Origin of the sequence: Pleomorphochaeta sp. (genome assembly GCF_050031695.1) — a bacterium.
In the GTDB taxonomy this organism is placed as follows: domain Bacteria; phylum Spirochaetota; class Spirochaetia; order Sphaerochaetales; family Sphaerochaetaceae; genus Pleomorphochaeta.
In genome coordinates this window covers 14,046-33,117 of the sequence record NZ_JBNAIC010000046.1, presented here as the reverse complement: position 1 = coordinate 33,117, position 19,072 = coordinate 14,046, and the positions used below count along the sequence as shown (strand labels likewise).

The window sequence follows — 19,072 nt, the reverse complement described above, 5'->3', positions numbered from 1 at the left end:
AATAGTTTAATAATTTTTATTTAACCTTTTACTCCACCAACATTTACACCCTTAGTGAAATATTTTTGAATATATGGGTATATGATTAATACTGGTATAATTGAACAAATGATAATTGCATAAGCTAAACTGTCTGCCGAATAGGATAAAACAATAGGGGATTCTTCATATAATTTTTGGTAATTTTCTATTAATTGTCTAAGATATACTTGTAAAGGTTGATCGAAAGAAGAAGCTAAGATCATTCTTGCCCAATAATAACCATTCCATCTACTAATTGCATAAAAGAGAGTTACCGTTGCAATACTTGCTTTTGACATTGGAATAAAGATTCTAGAAAAAAGTTGGAATTCATTTGTACCATCAACTATAGCAGCTTCTTCTATTTCATGGGGAATACTTGAAAAGTAGTTTCTTAGTAATATTATATTAAATGCTTGAACACCGAACGCTACTATAATACCCCAACGATTAGTAATTCCTAATTGTTTGTAGTTTAAATATTTAGGTATCATTCCTGCAGAAAACCACATTGTAAATACCATAAAAAAATTCCAACCACGAGCAAAAAGTAATTTTCTGCTTTGAAGAGCATACGCTCCTGTTAAAGAAATAGCCATGCTCCATGCTGTACCGATTATAGTGTAGAAAAGAGTATTTGAGTAAGAAATCCAAAACCCTTTATCATATAAAACCATTTTATATGCAGTTAGAGTGAACTCTTTTGGAAGCAATACTACTTGTCCACTTTCATAAGCTAGTTTACCACTTACAGATACACTAAATGCATAAACTAAAGGGTATAATGCTATTAGTGAAAATAGAATAACTATAATGTAAGAAAAAATTCTAAATCCTAGTTCACTTTTATTAAGTCTATCATTAAACATATTTTTCTCCTACCAAAGTGATGTTTTTGAAATATTTCTACTAATAGCATTTGCACCAAGAACTAGAGCGAAAGCAATTAACGAATTGAAAAGGGAGGCTGCTGAACCAATACCATAGTTACCCGATAAAATACCAATTCTTTGTTCGAAAGTAGAAAGTACATCAGCCGTAACATATATATTAGGATTGTAAAGAAGTAATACTCTTTCATATCCAATAGTTAACATTTTACCTATTCTCATAATGATCATGATAATTAAAGTAGGTGCCATTCCAGGTAATGTTACATATCTTATTTCTTGGAATTTATTACCTCCATCCATTTTTATAGCTTCATATAGAGTTGGAGAAATTCCCATAATTGCTGCATAATATACAATGGATGAATATCCTGATTCTTTCCATATTCCTGTTATAATGTATAAAGGTCTGAAAAATGCTGATTGTTGAATAATTGAAGAGTTAGCATCAATAACATTAATATTAATTAAGAATTGTGCAATGATTCCTGTAGATTGTACTCCGTTATAAACTAACATTAATACTATACTTGTTATCGTAACTTCTGAGAGAAAGTGTGGAAGGTAAGTTATAGTTTGTGTAATTTTTCTTGTAAAATTATGAGTAATTTCACTAAAGAAAAGAGCAAGTATTATTGGAACAGGAAAACCAAATATTAAACCATAACTACTTATAATAAAAGTATTTCTAAAAGCTTGCCAAAAATCAACTTTATGAACACCCGTCATTAGATTTAAAAAGTTATCAATCCCTTTGAATTCACTATTTATTAAACCTAAAGTTGGATCATATCGTTTAAATGCCATTAATAATCCACCCATTGGTTTATACATCCAAACTAAATACCAAATTACCATTGGCATTAATAATACATATAGTCTCCAATCCTTTTTTATTGATGCTATTAGTTTCTTTGTAAAACGAGGGCGCACTATAATTTCTTGCTGATCCATATTCTCTCCCTTTGTGTGAATTATAATGTAAATTTATAATTATAAACTTAGTTTATATATAATGCTAAAAAAAATACTTTTTTGACTAAAAAACAAAGAAGGTGTATTTTATTAAGCAAAGTGTTTATATATATGAACTTAATTTATAAATATATAATAGCATGAGCTATTTTTTCTGTCAATATTATTTAAATTAAAAAAAGGCCTAATTTTATTAGGTCTTTTTTCTCTAAACATATGTAAATTGTTTTATTAATTATATCTTGTCATTTCATTTTCATAGTAAGGATTTGTAAAACCAAATGCTTTTGATATTTGTTTTCCACAATTAATTAAATCCTTAATAATAGCTTCTCTATCTTCGTCAGGATGTACAATGTCAGAAAGTGAGATTGCTGCAATAACGTTTCCTTTATAATCAAAAATAGGGACACCGTAACAAAGTGTTTTATTTTCATGTTCTTTAATATCTGTTGCATATCCTCTTTTTCTAGTTAGTTTTAATTCTTCAAGTAGGTTTTCTTTAGAAGTAATAGTATTTTCTGTTACTGATTTTAATTCTAATTTATTTATTATTCTATCTGTTGTTTCTTGATCTGAAAAAGCTAATGCAGCTTTACCTAAAGATGTTGCATATACTTCGTGTCTACTTCCTAGTGCACAAGAAGCTAAAACTGCTCCTTGTCCTACATATTTATGGACATAAACAATTACATCATTTTCTAAAATTCCTACAAATCCAGTCTTGTGATATTTTTCTGCTAATTGGTTTAAATAATATGCACTTTCTTCTACTATATTTTGTCCTTCTAAATATTTCATTCCAAGACTAAAAACTTTTAAACCTAGGCAATATCGTTTTTCATTAAACCGATGAGGGGTTATATATCCAAGCGTAAGTAGCGTTTGTAGTATTACATAAACACTACTTTTAGGAACATCTAATTCAATTGATAATTCTTGAAGTGTTAATCCTCTATCACTTTTAGATACTAATTGTAGTATTTTCATTGCTCTCTCTACTGTTCTATTTAAACCCATTTGTATTCTCCATAAAAATTCATTATTATATCTGATAAAATTCTATTTATAATAATAAAACTATATCATAATTATGAATTTGGCTACAATTTTTTATTAAAAAGCATTTTTTATTTGGGGTAAGAGATGGAAAAAATAATAAAACTAAAAATTGAATAATTGTAAAAATATACCTAAAATAATGTAAAACTGTGTTAAAATTATAAGTATATGAAGAATTAGGCTATCTTTTTATAAATCAATAAGGATTCAAAAAATAAATAAATACAAATGAAAAAAGTTAAAAAAATAGCCTGAGAAATATTATCTCAGGCTAGTGCCAATTTTTTTACTAAAATTATGTCCTATTTGGTATAGGATTTAAGGCACTATTAGAATCCATACCAAGTGCTTCTAATAATTCTTCTACGCTGATACCTAGAGTTTCTGCGATAGCATTAAAATCCGGCTGTCCTAGTTGAGGATCTCCAAAAGCCTCAATTAAGTCTTCTTCAGAAATTCCCAATATTTTTGCAGCAGAAGAAAAATCTGGTCCTTGTTGAGGAGGTCTTTCACTAGCATTAGGAGGAGGTGTTCCCATTCTCCCTTTATTATCTCCTAGAGTTGTATTCTCTTCATTAGGATTCATAGTTCTTTGTGCAGCATTTTGAGCTAAATTTTCATCTATTAAATTAACATTACCTTCTCTAACAAGTAATACATAGTTTTTATTTAATTTGTCATCGCTGATAGGATTTATTTTTAAATTGTTAATTTTATCTTTTTTATTGTATAAATTAAAACTAATACTCCAAGCTTCACTAAAGTTTAATTCTTCATTTGATAATTCTTTATTATTATTAGTTGTACTAGTCCAATAGAGTTGAGAGTTCATACTGTTTGTTTTTTTATTATAAGATGAAAGATTGAAATAAGAATAATCTAAAGCATTTGAGTTATTTGAATAATCTAATAGGCTAATTAGTTCATTTAAATTAGGTAATCTCCAGTCATCAAACCCAGATAAATTACTATCATTTGCATATGCTAAAGCTTCTTCCCATGTTAAAGCTGTTTTACTGTCTTCTTTACTCCACATTAAACCAGTAGCTTTATCACTTATTGTTCCATCTTTATTATCTATAAAATTGTTATTTAAACTTGAAACGTTAGATACACATCTTACATATGCTTTTGAATTAATTAATTCAATTATACCGGTTAAATTATTAATAGCGTAAAATAGGTTTTGATTTAAATTTGAAATATAATTATCACTTGTAAAAGTATATTGAGAATCATCCTTTGGTAATAAAAAATAGTTTGTATCGAAGCTAGCTGTTTTTGAAATAGTATTTCTAATAGACCATAGTTCTTTTACGGTTGGAAGTCTCCAATTGTTAATTCCACCAGTATCCAGATTTGATGCATATTCTTTAGCATCTTCTATACTCATAGTTTCTTTAGATACCTCTTTTGTCCATACTAATTTTGTAACATTATCTGTTATAGTTCCATCTTTATTATCGACATAATTTGCCATTATAGATGCATATTGTGCATCCTGACCGAAAAATAAATCACTTTGTGAAGGAAAATTGATTATCTGATTATTGTTATAACACATTCTTTGATCTGTATCAAAAATTGGGTAAGAAAATATATTAATCTTTTTATCCATAAAATCATTTTTATCTATACTTTCTTCAATTAGTATTTCAGTTTCTGATATTTCTTCGATATCTTGTTCTTCATTATTTCCACCAGCTATAATAAATTGAAATGATAATAATAAAGATAATATTATGAGTATTAACTTTTCTTTTGTTAAAGAGATATTCATTTATTTGACTCCTATCAAATTATTTATTTACATTTTAAGATAGTAATGTGATGATAATGTGATATTTATATATTGTTTTTTCGTATTTTTTTCTTTTTAACATTTAATAATGATAATTTAAAATTTATTTACTTTAGACTTATGTTATAATTAATAGATAATAATATGTATTATTTTATATTCATGTAATTATTTTTATCAAAAATAAAGAGGTTAATATGATTAATATTTTATACGCTGATGATGAAGGGAGATATAGGAAATTAGTTACTGTTTTTTTGGAATCTGCAGGCTTTAATGTAGTTTGTGTAGAAAATGGAGAGATGGTAATAGAATATATTGCTGATAATATTAATAATATTGATTTAGTTTTGTTAGATGTTATGATGCCAAAATTAAATGGTAAGAAAGTATGCAAAATTATTAGAGAAATATATGATATACCAATAATTCTGCTTACAGCATTATGTGATAGTGCTAATGAAGTAGATGGATTAAATTTAGGTGCTGATGATTATATAACGAAACCTTTTTCGAGAGATACCTTAGTTGCAAGAATAAAAAGTGTACTTAGACGTGTTAATAAACAAAAAGAAAAAATATATAAATCACAAGGTTTTGAATTCTTTTTTGATAAAGGTGTATTATTAATTGATAATAACAAAATCTCATTGACCCCAAAAGAATTGCTATTACTTCAATACCTTTTAAATAATATGGATTGTGTTTTATCAAGGGAAAAAATATTGGATAATGTTTGGGGATATAATTATTTCGGAGATCCTAGAACTGTAGATACTCATATAAAAAGTTTGCGTTCTAGTTTAGGCAAATATGGGAAGAATATTGTTACTGCAAGAGGAAGAGGGTATTATTATCAAAGTGTTTAAAAAAAATCATTTAAAGTTTAAATCATTTTCTACAAAATTAAGTTTAACTATTGCATTAATTCTTTGTATTTCAATTTCATTAATTCTTATTGCTAACTCTATATTTTTAGAAGATTATTATGTAAATAATAATAAAAATGTTTTTTTAAAAGAATATAATGAAATAAAAAAAGAGTTTAGCGAACCTAATGATGAAATTATAAGCTTATTGAGTAGTAGAGATAGTAAAACAGGTTTTTTATATTATATCAGTGATTTAGAAAACTTAAGAAATAAAAAAATAATTCTTGCATCGAATCCAATTCCTTTACCTATGGGTAATTTTATGATGAGAGCGATGCCTAATTCTTTTAATGAAATGCCAATAAAAGAATCAATGATTCCTCAAGTTCAATCTGAGTATATATTAAGTAATTTAGATATTATAAAAACTGAAGGCTATATTTTTAGTCAAGTTCATCGTGTTGTACCAGGTTCAAATGAATTTGATTTAGTTTTTGCTGGAGAATTAGAAAATGAATATTTATTATTAATAATTAGACCAGTTGAGCAATTAGCAGAACAAACTGCTATTACTAATAAATTTTTATTAATTATAGGCTTTATTTCTTTGGTTTTTTCGATTTTTGTGGCTCATTCCCTAGCAAAAACTATTGTTAAACCAATAAAAGATATAACTAAAATTACAGGCAAAATTGCGAAATTAGATTTTTCTAATAAATATGAAGGAAATTCTATCGATGAGATAGGGGAACTAGGTAGTAGTATTAATGAAATATCCTATCAATTAGATAAATCTATCAGTGAATTAGAAGATTCAAATAAGAAACTTGAAATAGAAAATAATTTACAAAAGAAATTTTTTGCAGGAATATCTCATGAGTTTAAAACTCCAATTGGTTTGATAAGTGGATATGCTGAAACTTTAAAATTAGGTTTAGCAAAAAACACTCAAGAAAGATATGATTATACTAATATTATATTAGAAGAAACTGATAAATTAAATCATTTAGTAAATGATATATTATTTTTGATTAAATCTGAATCTACGGAATTTATTCTAAATTTTAAAGAAATAAATGTAATAACTTTGTTACAAAATTCTGTAAAAAAGTATGAAAATATTATAAAAGAAAAAGATATTTATTTAATAATGAATATGTCAAAATGTTTTACTATTAATGGAGATAGTATAAGACTGAGCCAAATTTTTGAAAATATATTAAGTAATGCCTTTAGATATACTAATAATGGTAAAAAGATAATCATTAATGCAACTGAAAAAGAGAATAATGTATTAATTGAATTTATTAATGAAGGTTCTCAAATAGATAATGATCATATTGTTCATCTCTTTGACCCTTTTTACAGTGCTTATGAAGCTAGAGATCGATTTAGTTCTGGCACAGGCTTAGGGCTTTCAATTGTTAAAAATTTAGTTAATAAACACAATGGAACTATAAATATTGAAAATTATAATGACAATGGTATTATAGGTGTTAGAGTTTGGGTATTATTCCCTTCTATAAAATAGTTTCATCTCTATTAGATTTTAAGTATCATTTTTAACTTGCAGATTCAATTTGTTTAATTAATTGTTTTGGTGTTATATTTTTTTCTTTCTTCATAGCATTATAGAAAGATGAAGATCCTTTAAATCCACATTCATAAGCTAACCCTATTATTGAAAAATTATTATGTTCGCCATTTACAATTAGTTCTTCAAATTTATTTATACGGTATTTGTTAATAAAATTATAAAAGGTTGAATTACAGCCTTCTGTTATAATATTTGATAATTTATGTCTTGAAATACCAATCTGCATAGATAGCTTATCTAAAGTTAATTCAGAATCTAAGAAAGGCTCATTTTCTTGCATAAATGATTTTAATTTTTCTGTGTTTTCAATTAGCTCTGTATTTGCTTTTAATGTGGTTGTTTCAGGTTTTTTTATTGGAAGAGCTTTATCTATCGTAATTACTTTTTGAGTAGGGCAATGTAATATGAAATCTAAAATAAAAAATGCTAGTGGAATATTTAAGATAAATTCAGCAGGTAGGTAATCTGTAAGTATTCTTGGAATATGTAAAAAATTTGGTCTAAATAAAAATAATGTTAAAAAAGATGTTGCAAAAAGGATTATATAACCTATTGAAAGTCCTTTTAACCAAGATAAAGTTATATTAGTCTCATGAGATGAAAATTGGTTATCTATGTGTTTATTGTATTTTAATATATCTCTAAATATAATAATTCCATATGATAAAACAGAGAAAGATCCACCCCATATTAATAAAAAGTCATGCAATCCATCTGATGTATTATTTGATTTAGAATGAATGATATTATAGATAAAAATAACTAAAAATGGCACAAAATGGAGTACACCTCTTTTTAAACTTTTTATTTGTTCATTCAAAATTTCTTTACAAAAGATATATAACAAAGGACCATATAAGAAAATAACTGTATATGAAATTATATATAATAATTTATTTTCTATATGCAAATAAAAACTCAAAATTTTAATTATAAAAGTAATACTATATATAAGAAGAATTGAATACGAAATCATTTTTCTAGGAGATTTAGAATTAAAATTTCTTCTTATTAATATAAATCCTAAAAAGGACCAAGATAGGGAAATAAGGGATAAAATCATATTTAAATCAAGTGCTATTCTCATTTGTATTATTTTATAATCAATTATTATAAAAACGCAATATAATTGTAATTAGATTATATTTATTATTGTGTATTTAAGAAGTTTTTTTATAAGAAAATATAAACAAAACCTCTTCTCCCATATAAGAATATGGGAGTTAATTATAAAACAAAGGTTATTAAATAAGAAATTAATTTTAATTAATTAATCTTTTTTAACTTCAGATGTATTTGCATTTGTGATATTTTCAGCTTTATCAGCATTTGCTAAATCACGTGCTTCTTTCATCCCTTTATCAAATTCCATTCTAGCTTTACCAATATTTCGTGCAAATTTAGGTAATGCAGATGCTCCAAATAGAAGAACAACGACTCCAGAAATAACGATAACTTCAGTAGTTCCAATCATAGTGAATCTCCTTATTAATACTAGTTTTATTACTAGTTTTTTATTTTAATTGATATGATTTTGATATTTTGTATCTTCAAAATCTTTTATTTCAGTTATTTTTAAATCTTCCTCAAATTTATGATAAGATTTTTTTACTTGATTAACTTGTCTCATTATATTTCCATATATTTTTCCAAGTTTTCTTACGATTTTAGGTAAATCTTTTGGATTTAACAAAAGTACAATAACAATAATTAATGTAAATATTTCTGATATTCCAAATCCAAACATTTATTCCTCCCCAAATTTAAATATTTTCGCGATAAATAATGTTATATAAAATAGTACTGTCATTGGGAGTGCTAAACCTATTTGTGTTATAAAATCAGGTGGTGAAAGTATTGCTGCAACAAAGAAGAATAATACTACTAAGTATTTACCAATACTAAATAGAGTTTTTCTTTGTACTACATTTAATATCATCATTAGTTCAAGAATTACAGGGAGTTGAAAAACAATTACAGCCATTAGGATGAATTGAAGAATATAAAAAATATTACTACTAAAATTTAATAATACCCCAGTATTTTCAGGAATAAATCCATGTCCAGTTAGAAAGTCTATCGAAATAGGTATTATTGTATAATATGTATAATAAAAACTACCTATTACTAATAGAAAACTACAGAAAAGAGTTATTGCTAAAATACGTCTTTCTTTTTTTAATAACCCTGGAATTATGAATCTTATAATATTAAATATATGGATTGGAGAAGAAAATATAAAACCAGCAAATACTGAGATCTTTAATTGAACAACTAATCCTTCTGCAACTGTATTTACAAATAAAACATCATCACTGAGAGATGTGAAATTTAATTGCATAAATGGTTCATAAAGAAAATCAATTATATAATCATAAAAGCCAAGAGCTATAAAAAAACCTATTGCTAATGCTATAGCAGATGTAACTAATCTATATCTAAGTTCTTTTAAATGTTCAAGCAAAGGCATTACTGAATCATTTTCACTAGCCATATTTAACTTCTCCTATTGTGATTAAGCTTTTGTCCAACTACCAAAAGGTACCTTTTCAAATTTCATTTCCCCGTTATTATCTTTGTAAAGATTAATCCATACCTGCCAATTAATATAATCAACATTAGGGTAGTCTAATCTATAATGACTACATCTACTTTCTTTTCTCATTAACGAAGCTCTTAATTTCATTTCAGCATTAATTATCATATTTTCAGTTTCATGAGCTAATCTTAATTCGTGTAAGTTTGCAGCTCTAAGCATTGGCATATGATGATCTCTAAGTTCTTCAACATAAGCTAAAGCTCCATTTAATAAACTTTCTTTTTTGATATATAAAACAAAGTTTGGTATCATAATCCCTTGTAAAATTTGAGTAACCCATGCTGGACTATATCCTGAGTCTCTTTTTAAAGGAGCTAATATTTCAGTTTTGATATTTCTGATTTTTGTTGCTGATATATTTTGTAGAGTTACTTTTTTACAATATTCAGCTGCAGCCTCTGAGACTATAGCACCTTGAACAGCAGAACCAGCTAAGGAAGATCCAACTTGTGTATATATAGCACCAGCCATATATGAACCAAGAGCATCTCCTGCAGCGTATAAACCAGGAATAGTAGACTCTCCTTTTAAATTAATTGGAGCTATTCCTTCTGATTTATGGATTGCCATACCAGCAGAAGCTCCACCAGTTGTCGCTCCCATATTACCTGGGCCACCCTCAGCTGGAGCACCGCCTTCGCTTGGAGGATCTGAAGGTCTCTCTCCATTAGCTTCACCACCAGGAGCACCACCTTCACCACTAGGAGCCCCACCTTCACCGCTAGGAGCACCACCTTCCTGTTCCATTTGTCTATTGAACCCATCAGGTACATATGGTCCGCCTTCAACAGTTGTATTATTTCCAGGCATCATAGAGACAGGGTTTCCAAGCACATATGCTTTATAATTTGCATCAACACCTAAGTCATGATGAACTTCTACTGTATTAGTTGAAGGTTTTCTATCAAACATACCATGCCACCCAGTATAGCAATCAGCTGGATTAGTTGCACTTGCAGAGTGACCATCATTCCATTCTTTACCCGTTATTTTAGCTCCTATTTTATATGCCATAATTGATCCATCATGTGTTAAGTCGCAAATAGGGAAGCCATTAGGTTTAAAGCCACCAGCACCTGTACATAGAACAACAGCTTTTGCTTTGAAGATATGAATAACAGGATTATCAATACTAAAACCAGCAGCTCCTGCAATTCTCCCATTTTCTTTAATCAAATGGGTAATCATTATTCTCTCTTTTACTTCAATATTACGTTTTTTAATGGGTTTACTAAAAGATTTGTGATAAAGAGGTGAATCAAAAAATCCCCATTGCTTTAATTCATCTACTCTTGCTTTTGAATTTTCAGCCATTTGTTTAGTATATTTTTCATTATTAGTGTTTATAGCTGATTTTGATACAGTTGCTACAAATTCATCAATACTTACATCTTCTTTTGTTGCATCATATGAAAATATTCCTTTAGCAAAAGGAGTTGAACCTGAAGATCCAATACGACCTTTAGATACTACTAATACTTTTGCCCCAGCATCATGACCTTTTACCGCTGCAAATAGTCCTGCCATACCTCCACCAATAACTAAAAGATCTGTTTCACTTTCTTTTGTTGTTATAGTTGAAAGATCTATTTCTCTTTCATTTTTAGTGCCTTTATTATATTTAAAACCAATGCTAGCTAATGTAGCAGCAGCTACAACGCCACCTGATAATCCTAAGAATTGTCTTCTTGACATCCCTTTATCTGATTTATCACTCATTTATTTCTCCTTCTACTTTGATTAAAGAAGTAAAGTCTAATTAAAAATACTATACCTATTGATGCCATAACTATTGTATATGTTGATAAAAAAGCGTCCATATGTCTTCCTAAATCAACTACATGCCAAGTTGCTAATATTATAAAAGCTAAAGATAAATACCCGTGTATATATCTCCATGTTGTATATTTAATTTTTAAGTGCTTTCTTAATATGGATAATAATCCAATTAGTAACATAAGAACCATTGCAATTATTCCAAGAATAATTCCTTTAGATCCAAAATTTGTTATGATTAAGGTGAATGCATCTTTTAAATCTATGCTTGCTTCAAAATAGCGGGGTAGAATTATAAGAAATGGATGTATAAAAATAATTGGTATTGCTATGTATCCTATTACTTTGTGTAGGTTTATAACTTTAGAAAATTTATGTCCTTTAATATTAACAATGTTAGCTCTAGAAAGATAAAACTGTCCTAAGAGAATAAAAAACGCACCAACAGTTGCTAAAGAAATTATTTCTTTGAGAATTGTTCTAGATTGAAAATCTCCTACAATCATATATATTAAAGGTATAGCTAAATATATTACTGCTCCAGGTAGTAAATATTGAATTCTTTTTTTGCTTTCCATATTACCCCCAAGAAACCATTACTGGTATTGTTTTTTCAGAATCGATTGTTATTGCATCTACTGGACAACTCATTCTACAAAGATGACACATTTGACAATCTTGAGGATAAGCGATATACGCTTTTCCATTAATTGAACTTAATCTGATTACATCTGTTGGACAGGCTTGAACACATTCTCCACAGCCTATGCAACCATCAATACTTCGAATTGACATAATTGAACTCCTAATAAAAAAAGTTTTCAAAATCTTTTTGATTAATGAAAAAATACTTTATTTTTATTATTGTGACGTCCAAATAGCCCTAAATGGAGAAAATTTGGGATAATTTTTATTTGATTTAGAGAATTTTTACAAATTTAAATAATTTTTTGGAGTTATATAATTCTTCTTAATATATTCTTTTTGATGTTTTTTTATTAGATACATCTTTTTATCTGTTTTCTCAACTGCATTGCTTATTGTTAAATCTTTATGTTTTTCATAATAGTGATATCCAATAGCTATGCCATATTCATTTTCATTAGGATGGTATTTCTTTTGAAGATCTTTTGTGAGTTTAATAAAATCTTTATGGCTTATAGAATAGATAATTCCTAAAAACTCGTCACCACCTATTCTATATAATTTACTATTATTAGGAAGATCTTCTTTTAATGAATTAGATAAAGTCTTTAATAATTTATCACCATATTTGTGTCCATATAAATCATTAATAATCTTTAAACCATTTACATCCGCTAAAATAATACCAAATGAATCGTAAGTATTTCCTTCCTTTTGCAAAAATCTTTCGTATGAGTTCCTATTTTCAACTAAGGTAACAACATCAGTATATGCCATTTTTCTTAAAATATTTGCTTCGCTTTGTTCTATTTTTTTTGCAATTGTAATATTAAAACTGTGGTTGATAAAAATGCAAGCAGCTAAAGTTAAGCCAAAATATAAAATCGATATATTGTATATGTCTATTTTTAGAACAAGTAATATTTGTTCAAGCATAATTGAAATAAAAATGCCAATTAGAGCAAATAAACATGATTTTATGGTCTTTTCCCCATTTATATAGATTTTTATTGCTGTAAATAATAACAATAGAGCATATATTAATATTAAGCTGCCAATAAATGTTAAATATTTTGTGTATGATACTCCGAAAAAAGTACTAATAGTTATTGGTAAATATAGAAAAAAGATAGTATATGAAAAATATTTTAAAGATTTATATTCATTTATTTTTGCATAGTTTGTTTTGAGATAATACCAAAGACTTATTGGTATTGAAAACATACAAAAAAAACTAATTATCATAGGTAGGGCGGGGTTTGTTATATTTAATATTTGTCTTGCACTTGTTTGAGTGACAATCCATCCTCCAATACAAAGCAGTAATATAGCCAATGATAAGATATATGGATTGTTGTTTTTACCTGAATTTAAGTAAACCCAAATTAAAAAAAGTAGAGAAAGAAATATCAAAATTATTCCGAGGATTAACGGGATGAAACTATAAGAAAAACTGTGTTTTAATAAATATCCTTTATTGCCTATATATATTGGGGCTATTCTTTGAGAAAATGGATTGTTTGTCGGGCATAATAATTCTATTTTAATTTCTTTACCGTTACTATTTTCTGGTATCTTAATGAAATGATGGTAGCCCCCACCATAATCTTCAACATTTTCATAATAATATTTATAAACTTCTTTATTATCTATATTAACTTTTATACTATATCCTGATAGTTTCATTGATAAAAATAAATTATCAATCTCTTCATCTTTAGGTATCGTTGAAATTAATTCAATTTTCTTATTTTTATTTGATGATGAAAAAATGTAAGGAAGTTTTGAATTTGTTATATAATTTCCATCTATATATATATCAAAATTAATATCAAACTCTTTTCCAAAATCATTATTATAAATGCTTGGTGCTTTAGTTGATAATGTTTGTAGCATATTAATAATAAAAAATAAAAATATAATTATTGTCATATAGGATGCTTTATTTTTTCTTTTGAAAATTGAGGATAATTTATTAAAGTTCATATTGAGTATAGTAATCTAATTAAAACTTTGTATCAAGTTTTATTTCTTTAAATATATTGCTTATTGTAATTGGATATAGGTAACAATTTTTTGTAATAAAAATCATATAGAGTGGAATTTTATAAATTCTATTTTGTTAATTAAAGTGAAAATATATTATTTTGTAGTGAAAAATCTATAAATATATGATATTTTATAAAAAGAAAGATTTTTTTTATAGTTATTTTAAATTAATCTTTGGACATAAGTTTATTTGATATATTTGTGTGTTTTTATGATATTTAGGAAACAACTTACTATATGTATAGTAAATATATTATTTTATTAGATTTTATATAATAAATGTTAATTTTTATTATGAAATTTATGCCATATTAGATTTGTTTTTATTGTATAAATAAAAGATTTTTCGTATTATAATTAAAAGAGATTAAAAAGGGATGGTCGTCATGAAGGAAAAATTAAAGAAAAGATTATCATTAATGATATTACTTATTACTTTTGTTTCAATAGAAATGTTTGCTTTTCAATTTTCGCCACTTGAACAAACATATACTCCAACTGGAGCTGGAAACACAAAAACTTATACTATAGTTAATGATAGTAATGATTCAATTGCTGTTGAAATATCTGCTCTAACAAGAAGTCAAGATTCATTAGGAAAAGAGGTTAATTCTCCTGCAACTCAATATTTTTCTATAGTACCAAATAAAACTATTATAAAACCTCAAAGTTCTCAAATAATAAGAGTACAATACAGAGGCCCACAAACAACAACCTCTGAATTAAGCTTTAGAATTAAAGCAGAACAAGTTCCTTATTCTAAAGGTAAAAATGCTGATGATAATAGTATGTTTAATTTTCTTTATGTATATACAACAAGTGCATATGTTGAACCTTCTCAAGTCACAGAAAATGTTACATTAAGGCAAGTAGCTCCTTCTTATAAGATTGTAGAATCTACTGATGATGAGGGTAATGTAAATAAAGAAAAAATGGAGACAATGGCAGTTACTTTATCTAATTTAGGAACTGTTCACCAATTATTAACAAATGCATCTCTTATTGTACAAGATAGTAAAGGGAATACAGTGAAACTTGAGGGTGATCCTCAATTGTCTGGATTAACAGGAACTAATATTCTTGCTAGAAAAACTGTAACACTTCATATTCCATGGCCAAGTGATTTATCTCGTGAAGATGGTGTGAAATATAAGAGTAAGTTTGACTATCAATAGATAACCGGAGAAGATATTGCGAAATATCAAAAAAACAGGAGTATCGAGACTTTTCAAATTAACATTTTTGTTAGTTTTCATATTTTTAGTAATTATTGTTTTAGCTAAATCTTGCTTTGATAATGCTAATATTTTGAACTCTAGTGAAGATGCTTCTGTTTTAATTGAAAAAACATCAATCATAAATAATGGTAAAATAAATGTAAATCAAGAAAGATATTTTTATGATTTAGGTTTATTACCAGAATCTGAATTACCTGAGATATATCAAGTTAGTGAGAAAACTGAAATTGCTAAAGTTGATGAGGTAAATTTTGTTGATGTTGTTTCTGTTAAAGAAAATGTTGATATTAATATTTTTGATGATTTAGAATTGCGTGTTGATTTTGATCAAATTCAAGAAAACGTTTCTAAATCAATAATCGAACAAGAAATTATAGAAGAGATAAACCAATTAGAAGAGATTAATCAAAATGTTGATTTTGATGATGATTTCTTTGGTGATGAAGATTTTGATGATGATTTCTTTGGTGATGAAGATTTTGGCGATGATTTCTTTGGTGATGAAGATTTTGGCGATGATTTCTTTAGTGGAGGTTTTGATGATGGTTTTGGAACTCCGTTTGAACCTTTATTATTTGAACCATATATACAAACTCAAGAAGAATATGATTTATTTAATCCTATAGTGGAAGAATCTTCTGAATTAGATGACTCTTTTTTTGATGATTTCTATATCGCCGGTGAATCAGATGAAGCTCTCTTTGAAGATGGAATTTATTATTTAACTTTATATGTTAATGATGATAGAGTAGGTGATGTTGAAACTGTATTTGAAGGTTCAGTTTATTCGATTAGTGCTAATAGTTTATATGATAATGTAAAGGGCTTATTAAGTGATTATGGAATAAACCGGTTGTTTAATACAGGTGTAGATTACTATACTATAGAAGACCTTAATGAATTAGGGGTACAGGCAGAAATTGATGTAGTAGCTTTTGAAATCTATTTAATTTTTGGTGTTGATGATATGCCAATTCAATATCTTCCAGTTTCAAGTGTTGAAAAAAATACTTTATTAGAAAGAAATGAAAAATATGGTATATCAGATGCTATTGTTATTGAACCTGATTTAATTTCTGGTGTAACTACAATAAACTTAGCTAGTTCTTATACTTATGGTGATTCTGTTTCTGAACCATATTTTGATAATTCATTAAGTTTGAGTAATTCAATTAATATTGCAGATATTGAATTTACATTTACAAATGACTTTGATTATACAATTTATCCTACATATTCAGAATTTGAATATGATGCAAGTAGTTGGGATGGTACTTATTACTTTAGAGATAAAGATTTGAAATTGACTTTTGGTAATGTGGGATCTTATTTAGGAACTGATGGTACATCAGTTGGTTTTACTTTAGATAAGAGTTATTCATATGGAAGTGGAGAGGCTCTAAAACATCAATATAAACGCCATTATCTTCTTGAAGCAGATTCAATTATGTATATTTACATTAATGATGATGAAGAAATAGTTAAAAGACTTAGAAAAGGTGAATATATATTACAAGATTTCCCTCTAAGTCAAGGTGCAAATCATGTTAGAATTAAGATAATTCCAAATGAAAAAATATATCCTATTATTTTAGATGAGTTTGATATACCTTATGATTCTAGATTATTATCAAAGGGTGATTATTTATATGGAGTAAGTGCAGCTATAAGTAAAAGTGTAAGAGATGATGATTCTACTTCTATTTTAACTTTGCCTTATCTCGACTTAAATTGGTATGATTATGATTTATCAGATTTTGATACTAAATTTTATATAGATGTTGGTCTCACACATTATTTTACACTAAATAGTTTATTTGCATTTAGTTTAGAAGAATTTAATGCTTATTTCTCAGGAATTTTAGCTACAGCTAGTGGTCCATTTACTGGAACATTGTTATTAGATTTCTCACTTGATTATTCACCTCAAGTTGAAACTTCTATATCACATACAATAGATACTATAATTGGAGATATTAGTGCAACATTACAATTAAATTTACCAATATGGGATGTTAGTGATGATAGTTTATATACTTCTAGTGAAATAGGATTAAGCTTAGGGCATAGCATTGATTCAATATTTGGTTTCCCATTAACGACTTCAATTACAAGTGTTATCAATGATGAAGGACTGGATTTAAGTATTTCCTTTAGTTCTAATTATACTCCTAATAAAGGGGTTAGTTTATCAAGTTCCTTATATTTGGATAAAGATGCAGGTGAAAGTAATTTTGATTTCTCTCTATCGTTGAGTGTTGGTTATAATTTATTGAGCAACTTAACCTCTTCTAAAACTATTTCAACATCAGGTTCAAGTAGTTTAACTTTATCATATAAACCAACTTCTTCAGATTCACTAAATTTCACATTAGGTGGTTTATCGTATTTTGAAGATACACAACCTACTATTAGTACTTATTGGCAACATATAGATACAATTTATTCTATATTATTGAAACATAGTATTTCTGATGATTTTGAATATAATACTACTTCTGCTACTTTTTCAACATCATTGTTCTATGCTGGAGGTTTATTTGCATTAAATCAAAGTGCTTCATCTAATTTTATTATTATTAAACCAGAAGGTGAATTTGCAAATAATCCTATTTCAATTGGTAAGACAAATAGTTCTACATTAGTAAGTATTGATCCAACTTTTGGTAATGTTGTTTATACTAAATTAACTGCAAATTCTAAAAATAATTTAATTGCATATGGTACAACAGAAAGCTTATATAGCTCAGGTTCTTCTTTCTCTTATGAGTTAACTCCAACAACAAGTAGCGGCTTCTCTCAAAAAATTTCATCTCCAGTTTCATATACAGTTAGTGGGGTATTGTTGCAATCTGATGGAACTCCTTTTGTTCAATATTCTTCTCCAATATATGATTTATTAGTTGATGAAAATGGTGTAGAATATTTACAAAATAATGAAAACTTATACTTGTTTACTGATTTAGATGGTCGTTTTATATTATCAGATGTACCAGAAGGAACTTATTTGTTTGATATGGATTCTGGTACTAATAGTTGGTATGGTCTATATTTTGTTGTAAAGAAAGAAAAAGGTAAGGATAAAGAAGTTATTTTATTAGAGGACTATATGCTTCCAAGCATTGATGAAAATGTAGTTTCTTTTGAAATAGAGAGCGAAGAAGGAAGCGAAAGTGAAAATGCTTTTGGGGATTCTTTTGCTTCTGATTATATTGATATAGTTGAAATAAAAATTGCTGATTTTATGAAAGAAGATGATTTCTGGAATACTATATTCCCACCAATTGATGAAAGTGTTGATGACTTTGCATTTGAAGATACTGCAAATGATTGGGAGAATTCATTGGTTGAGGATGAAGAATATGATGAATCAGAAATATTTGATGATTCAGCATTTACTGATACTGCAGATGATTGGGAAAGTTCTTTAGGTGAAGAATTGATTGAAACAGTAGTAGTAGAAGAGACATCAACAAATCCAAACTATACTTATGTACCATAAAATATTTTAATAATTTATGTAAAAAATATGCTATAATGTAAAATA

Annotated in this window: 16 protein-coding genes; 4 read left to right on the top strand and 12 right to left on the bottom strand. The window is 27.1% G+C overall.

Annotated features, from left to right (window positions below; all coding sequences use genetic code 11):
* Nucleotides 1-20: 20 nt before the first annotated feature.
* From ACPKM0_RS08330 to ACPKM0_RS08315, 4 genes are all read right to left on the bottom strand, one after another.
* Nucleotides 21-890, bottom strand: a complete 870-nt coding sequence (locus ACPKM0_RS08330) for a carbohydrate ABC transporter permease (RefSeq protein ID WP_472475066.1) — start codon at nt 888-890, stop codon at nt 21-23.
* 9 nt (nt 891-899) lie between these two features.
* Nucleotides 900-1,865 (bottom strand): ABC transporter permease, encoded by a 966-nt coding sequence (locus ACPKM0_RS08325; RefSeq protein ID WP_472475064.1) that lies wholly within the window; start codon nt 1,863-1,865, stop codon nt 900-902.
* A 252-nt stretch (nt 1,866-2,117) separates the two neighbouring features.
* Nucleotides 2,118-2,906 (bottom strand): IclR family transcriptional regulator, encoded by a 789-nt coding sequence (locus ACPKM0_RS08320; RefSeq protein WP_472475062.1) that lies wholly within the window; start codon nt 2,904-2,906, stop codon nt 2,118-2,120.
* Nucleotides 2,907-3,243: 337 nt separating this feature from the next.
* Entirely contained in the window at nt 3,244-4,728 is a 1,485-nt protein-coding gene (locus ACPKM0_RS08315; RefSeq protein ID WP_472475061.1) for an Lcl C-terminal domain-containing protein, read from the bottom strand.
* A gap of 218 nt (nt 4,729-4,946) precedes the next feature.
* On the opposite strand from ACPKM0_RS08315, the gene ACPKM0_RS08310 reads away from it, so the two are divergent.
* Nucleotides 4,947-5,618 carry a response regulator transcription factor gene (locus tag ACPKM0_RS08310; protein ID WP_472475059.1) on the top strand — a complete coding sequence of 224 codons (672 nt, stop codon included), beginning with the start codon at nt 4,947-4,949 and terminating at the stop codon, nt 5,616-5,618.
* A complete protein-coding gene (locus ACPKM0_RS08305; protein ID WP_472475057.1) occupies nt 5,575-7,152 on the top strand; it encodes a sensor histidine kinase in 1,578 nt (525 codons plus the stop codon). Before ACPKM0_RS08310 ends, ACPKM0_RS08305 begins: the two co-directional genes overlap by 44 nt.
* Before the next feature lie 31 nt (nt 7,153-7,183).
* Here the strand turns inward: ACPKM0_RS08305 and ACPKM0_RS08300 are convergent, their stop codons facing one another.
* The 8 genes from ACPKM0_RS08300 to ACPKM0_RS08265 all read right to left on the bottom strand — a co-directional run bounded on the left by ACPKM0_RS08300 (nt 7,184) and on the right by ACPKM0_RS08265 (nt 14,224).
* Nucleotides 7,184-7,993: a helix-turn-helix domain-containing protein gene (locus ACPKM0_RS08300; protein ID WP_472475055.1), complete on the bottom strand. Its 810-nt coding sequence runs from the start codon at nt 7,991-7,993 to the stop codon at nt 7,184-7,186.
* A gap of 495 nt (nt 7,994-8,488) precedes the next feature.
* On the bottom strand, nt 8,489-8,692 hold the full coding sequence (locus tag ACPKM0_RS08295; protein WP_472475053.1) for a twin-arginine translocase TatA/TatE family subunit: 204 nt from the start codon (nt 8,690-8,692) through the stop codon (nt 8,489-8,491).
* Between the two features lie 45 nt (nt 8,693-8,737).
* Nucleotides 8,738-8,965: a Sec-independent protein translocase subunit TatA/TatB gene (locus ACPKM0_RS08290; RefSeq protein WP_472475052.1), complete on the bottom strand. Its 228-nt coding sequence runs from the start codon at nt 8,963-8,965 to the stop codon at nt 8,738-8,740.
* Nucleotides 8,966-9,712, bottom strand: coding sequence for a twin-arginine translocase subunit TatC (gene tatC, locus ACPKM0_RS08285; protein ID WP_472475050.1), 747 nt, complete (start codon nt 9,710-9,712; stop codon nt 8,966-8,968).
* A gap of 21 nt (nt 9,713-9,733) precedes the next feature.
* Nucleotides 9,734-11,536 (bottom strand): FAD-binding protein, encoded by a 1,803-nt coding sequence (locus ACPKM0_RS08280; protein WP_472475048.1) that lies wholly within the window; start codon nt 11,534-11,536, stop codon nt 9,734-9,736.
* Nucleotides 11,533-12,171, bottom strand: a complete 639-nt coding sequence (locus tag ACPKM0_RS08275; RefSeq protein ID WP_472475046.1) for a ferric reductase-like transmembrane domain-containing protein — start codon at nt 12,169-12,171, stop codon at nt 11,533-11,535. Before ACPKM0_RS08275 ends, ACPKM0_RS08280 begins: the two co-directional genes overlap by 4 nt.
* Nucleotide 12,172: 1 nt before the next feature.
* On the bottom strand, nt 12,173-12,388 hold the full coding sequence (locus tag ACPKM0_RS08270) for a 4Fe-4S dicluster domain-containing protein (RefSeq protein ID WP_472475044.1): 216 nt from the start codon (nt 12,386-12,388) through the stop codon (nt 12,173-12,175).
* Between the two features lie 135 nt (nt 12,389-12,523).
* Nucleotides 12,524-14,224, bottom strand: coding sequence for a GGDEF domain-containing protein (locus tag ACPKM0_RS08265; RefSeq protein ID WP_472475043.1), 1,701 nt, complete (start codon nt 14,222-14,224; stop codon nt 12,524-12,526).
* A gap of 449 nt (nt 14,225-14,673) precedes the next feature.
* Here ACPKM0_RS08265 and ACPKM0_RS08260 point away from each other — a divergent pair, with 449 nt between their 5' ends.
* A complete protein-coding gene (locus ACPKM0_RS08260; protein ID WP_472475042.1) occupies nt 14,674-15,462 on the top strand; it encodes a fimbria/pilus periplasmic chaperone in 789 nt (262 codons plus the stop codon).
* Nucleotides 15,463-15,478: 16 nt separating this feature from the next.
* Nucleotides 15,479-19,027, top strand: a complete 3,549-nt coding sequence (locus tag ACPKM0_RS08255; RefSeq protein ID WP_472475040.1) for a hypothetical protein — start codon at nt 15,479-15,481, stop codon at nt 19,025-19,027.
* Nucleotides 19,028-19,072 lie beyond the last annotated feature (45 nt).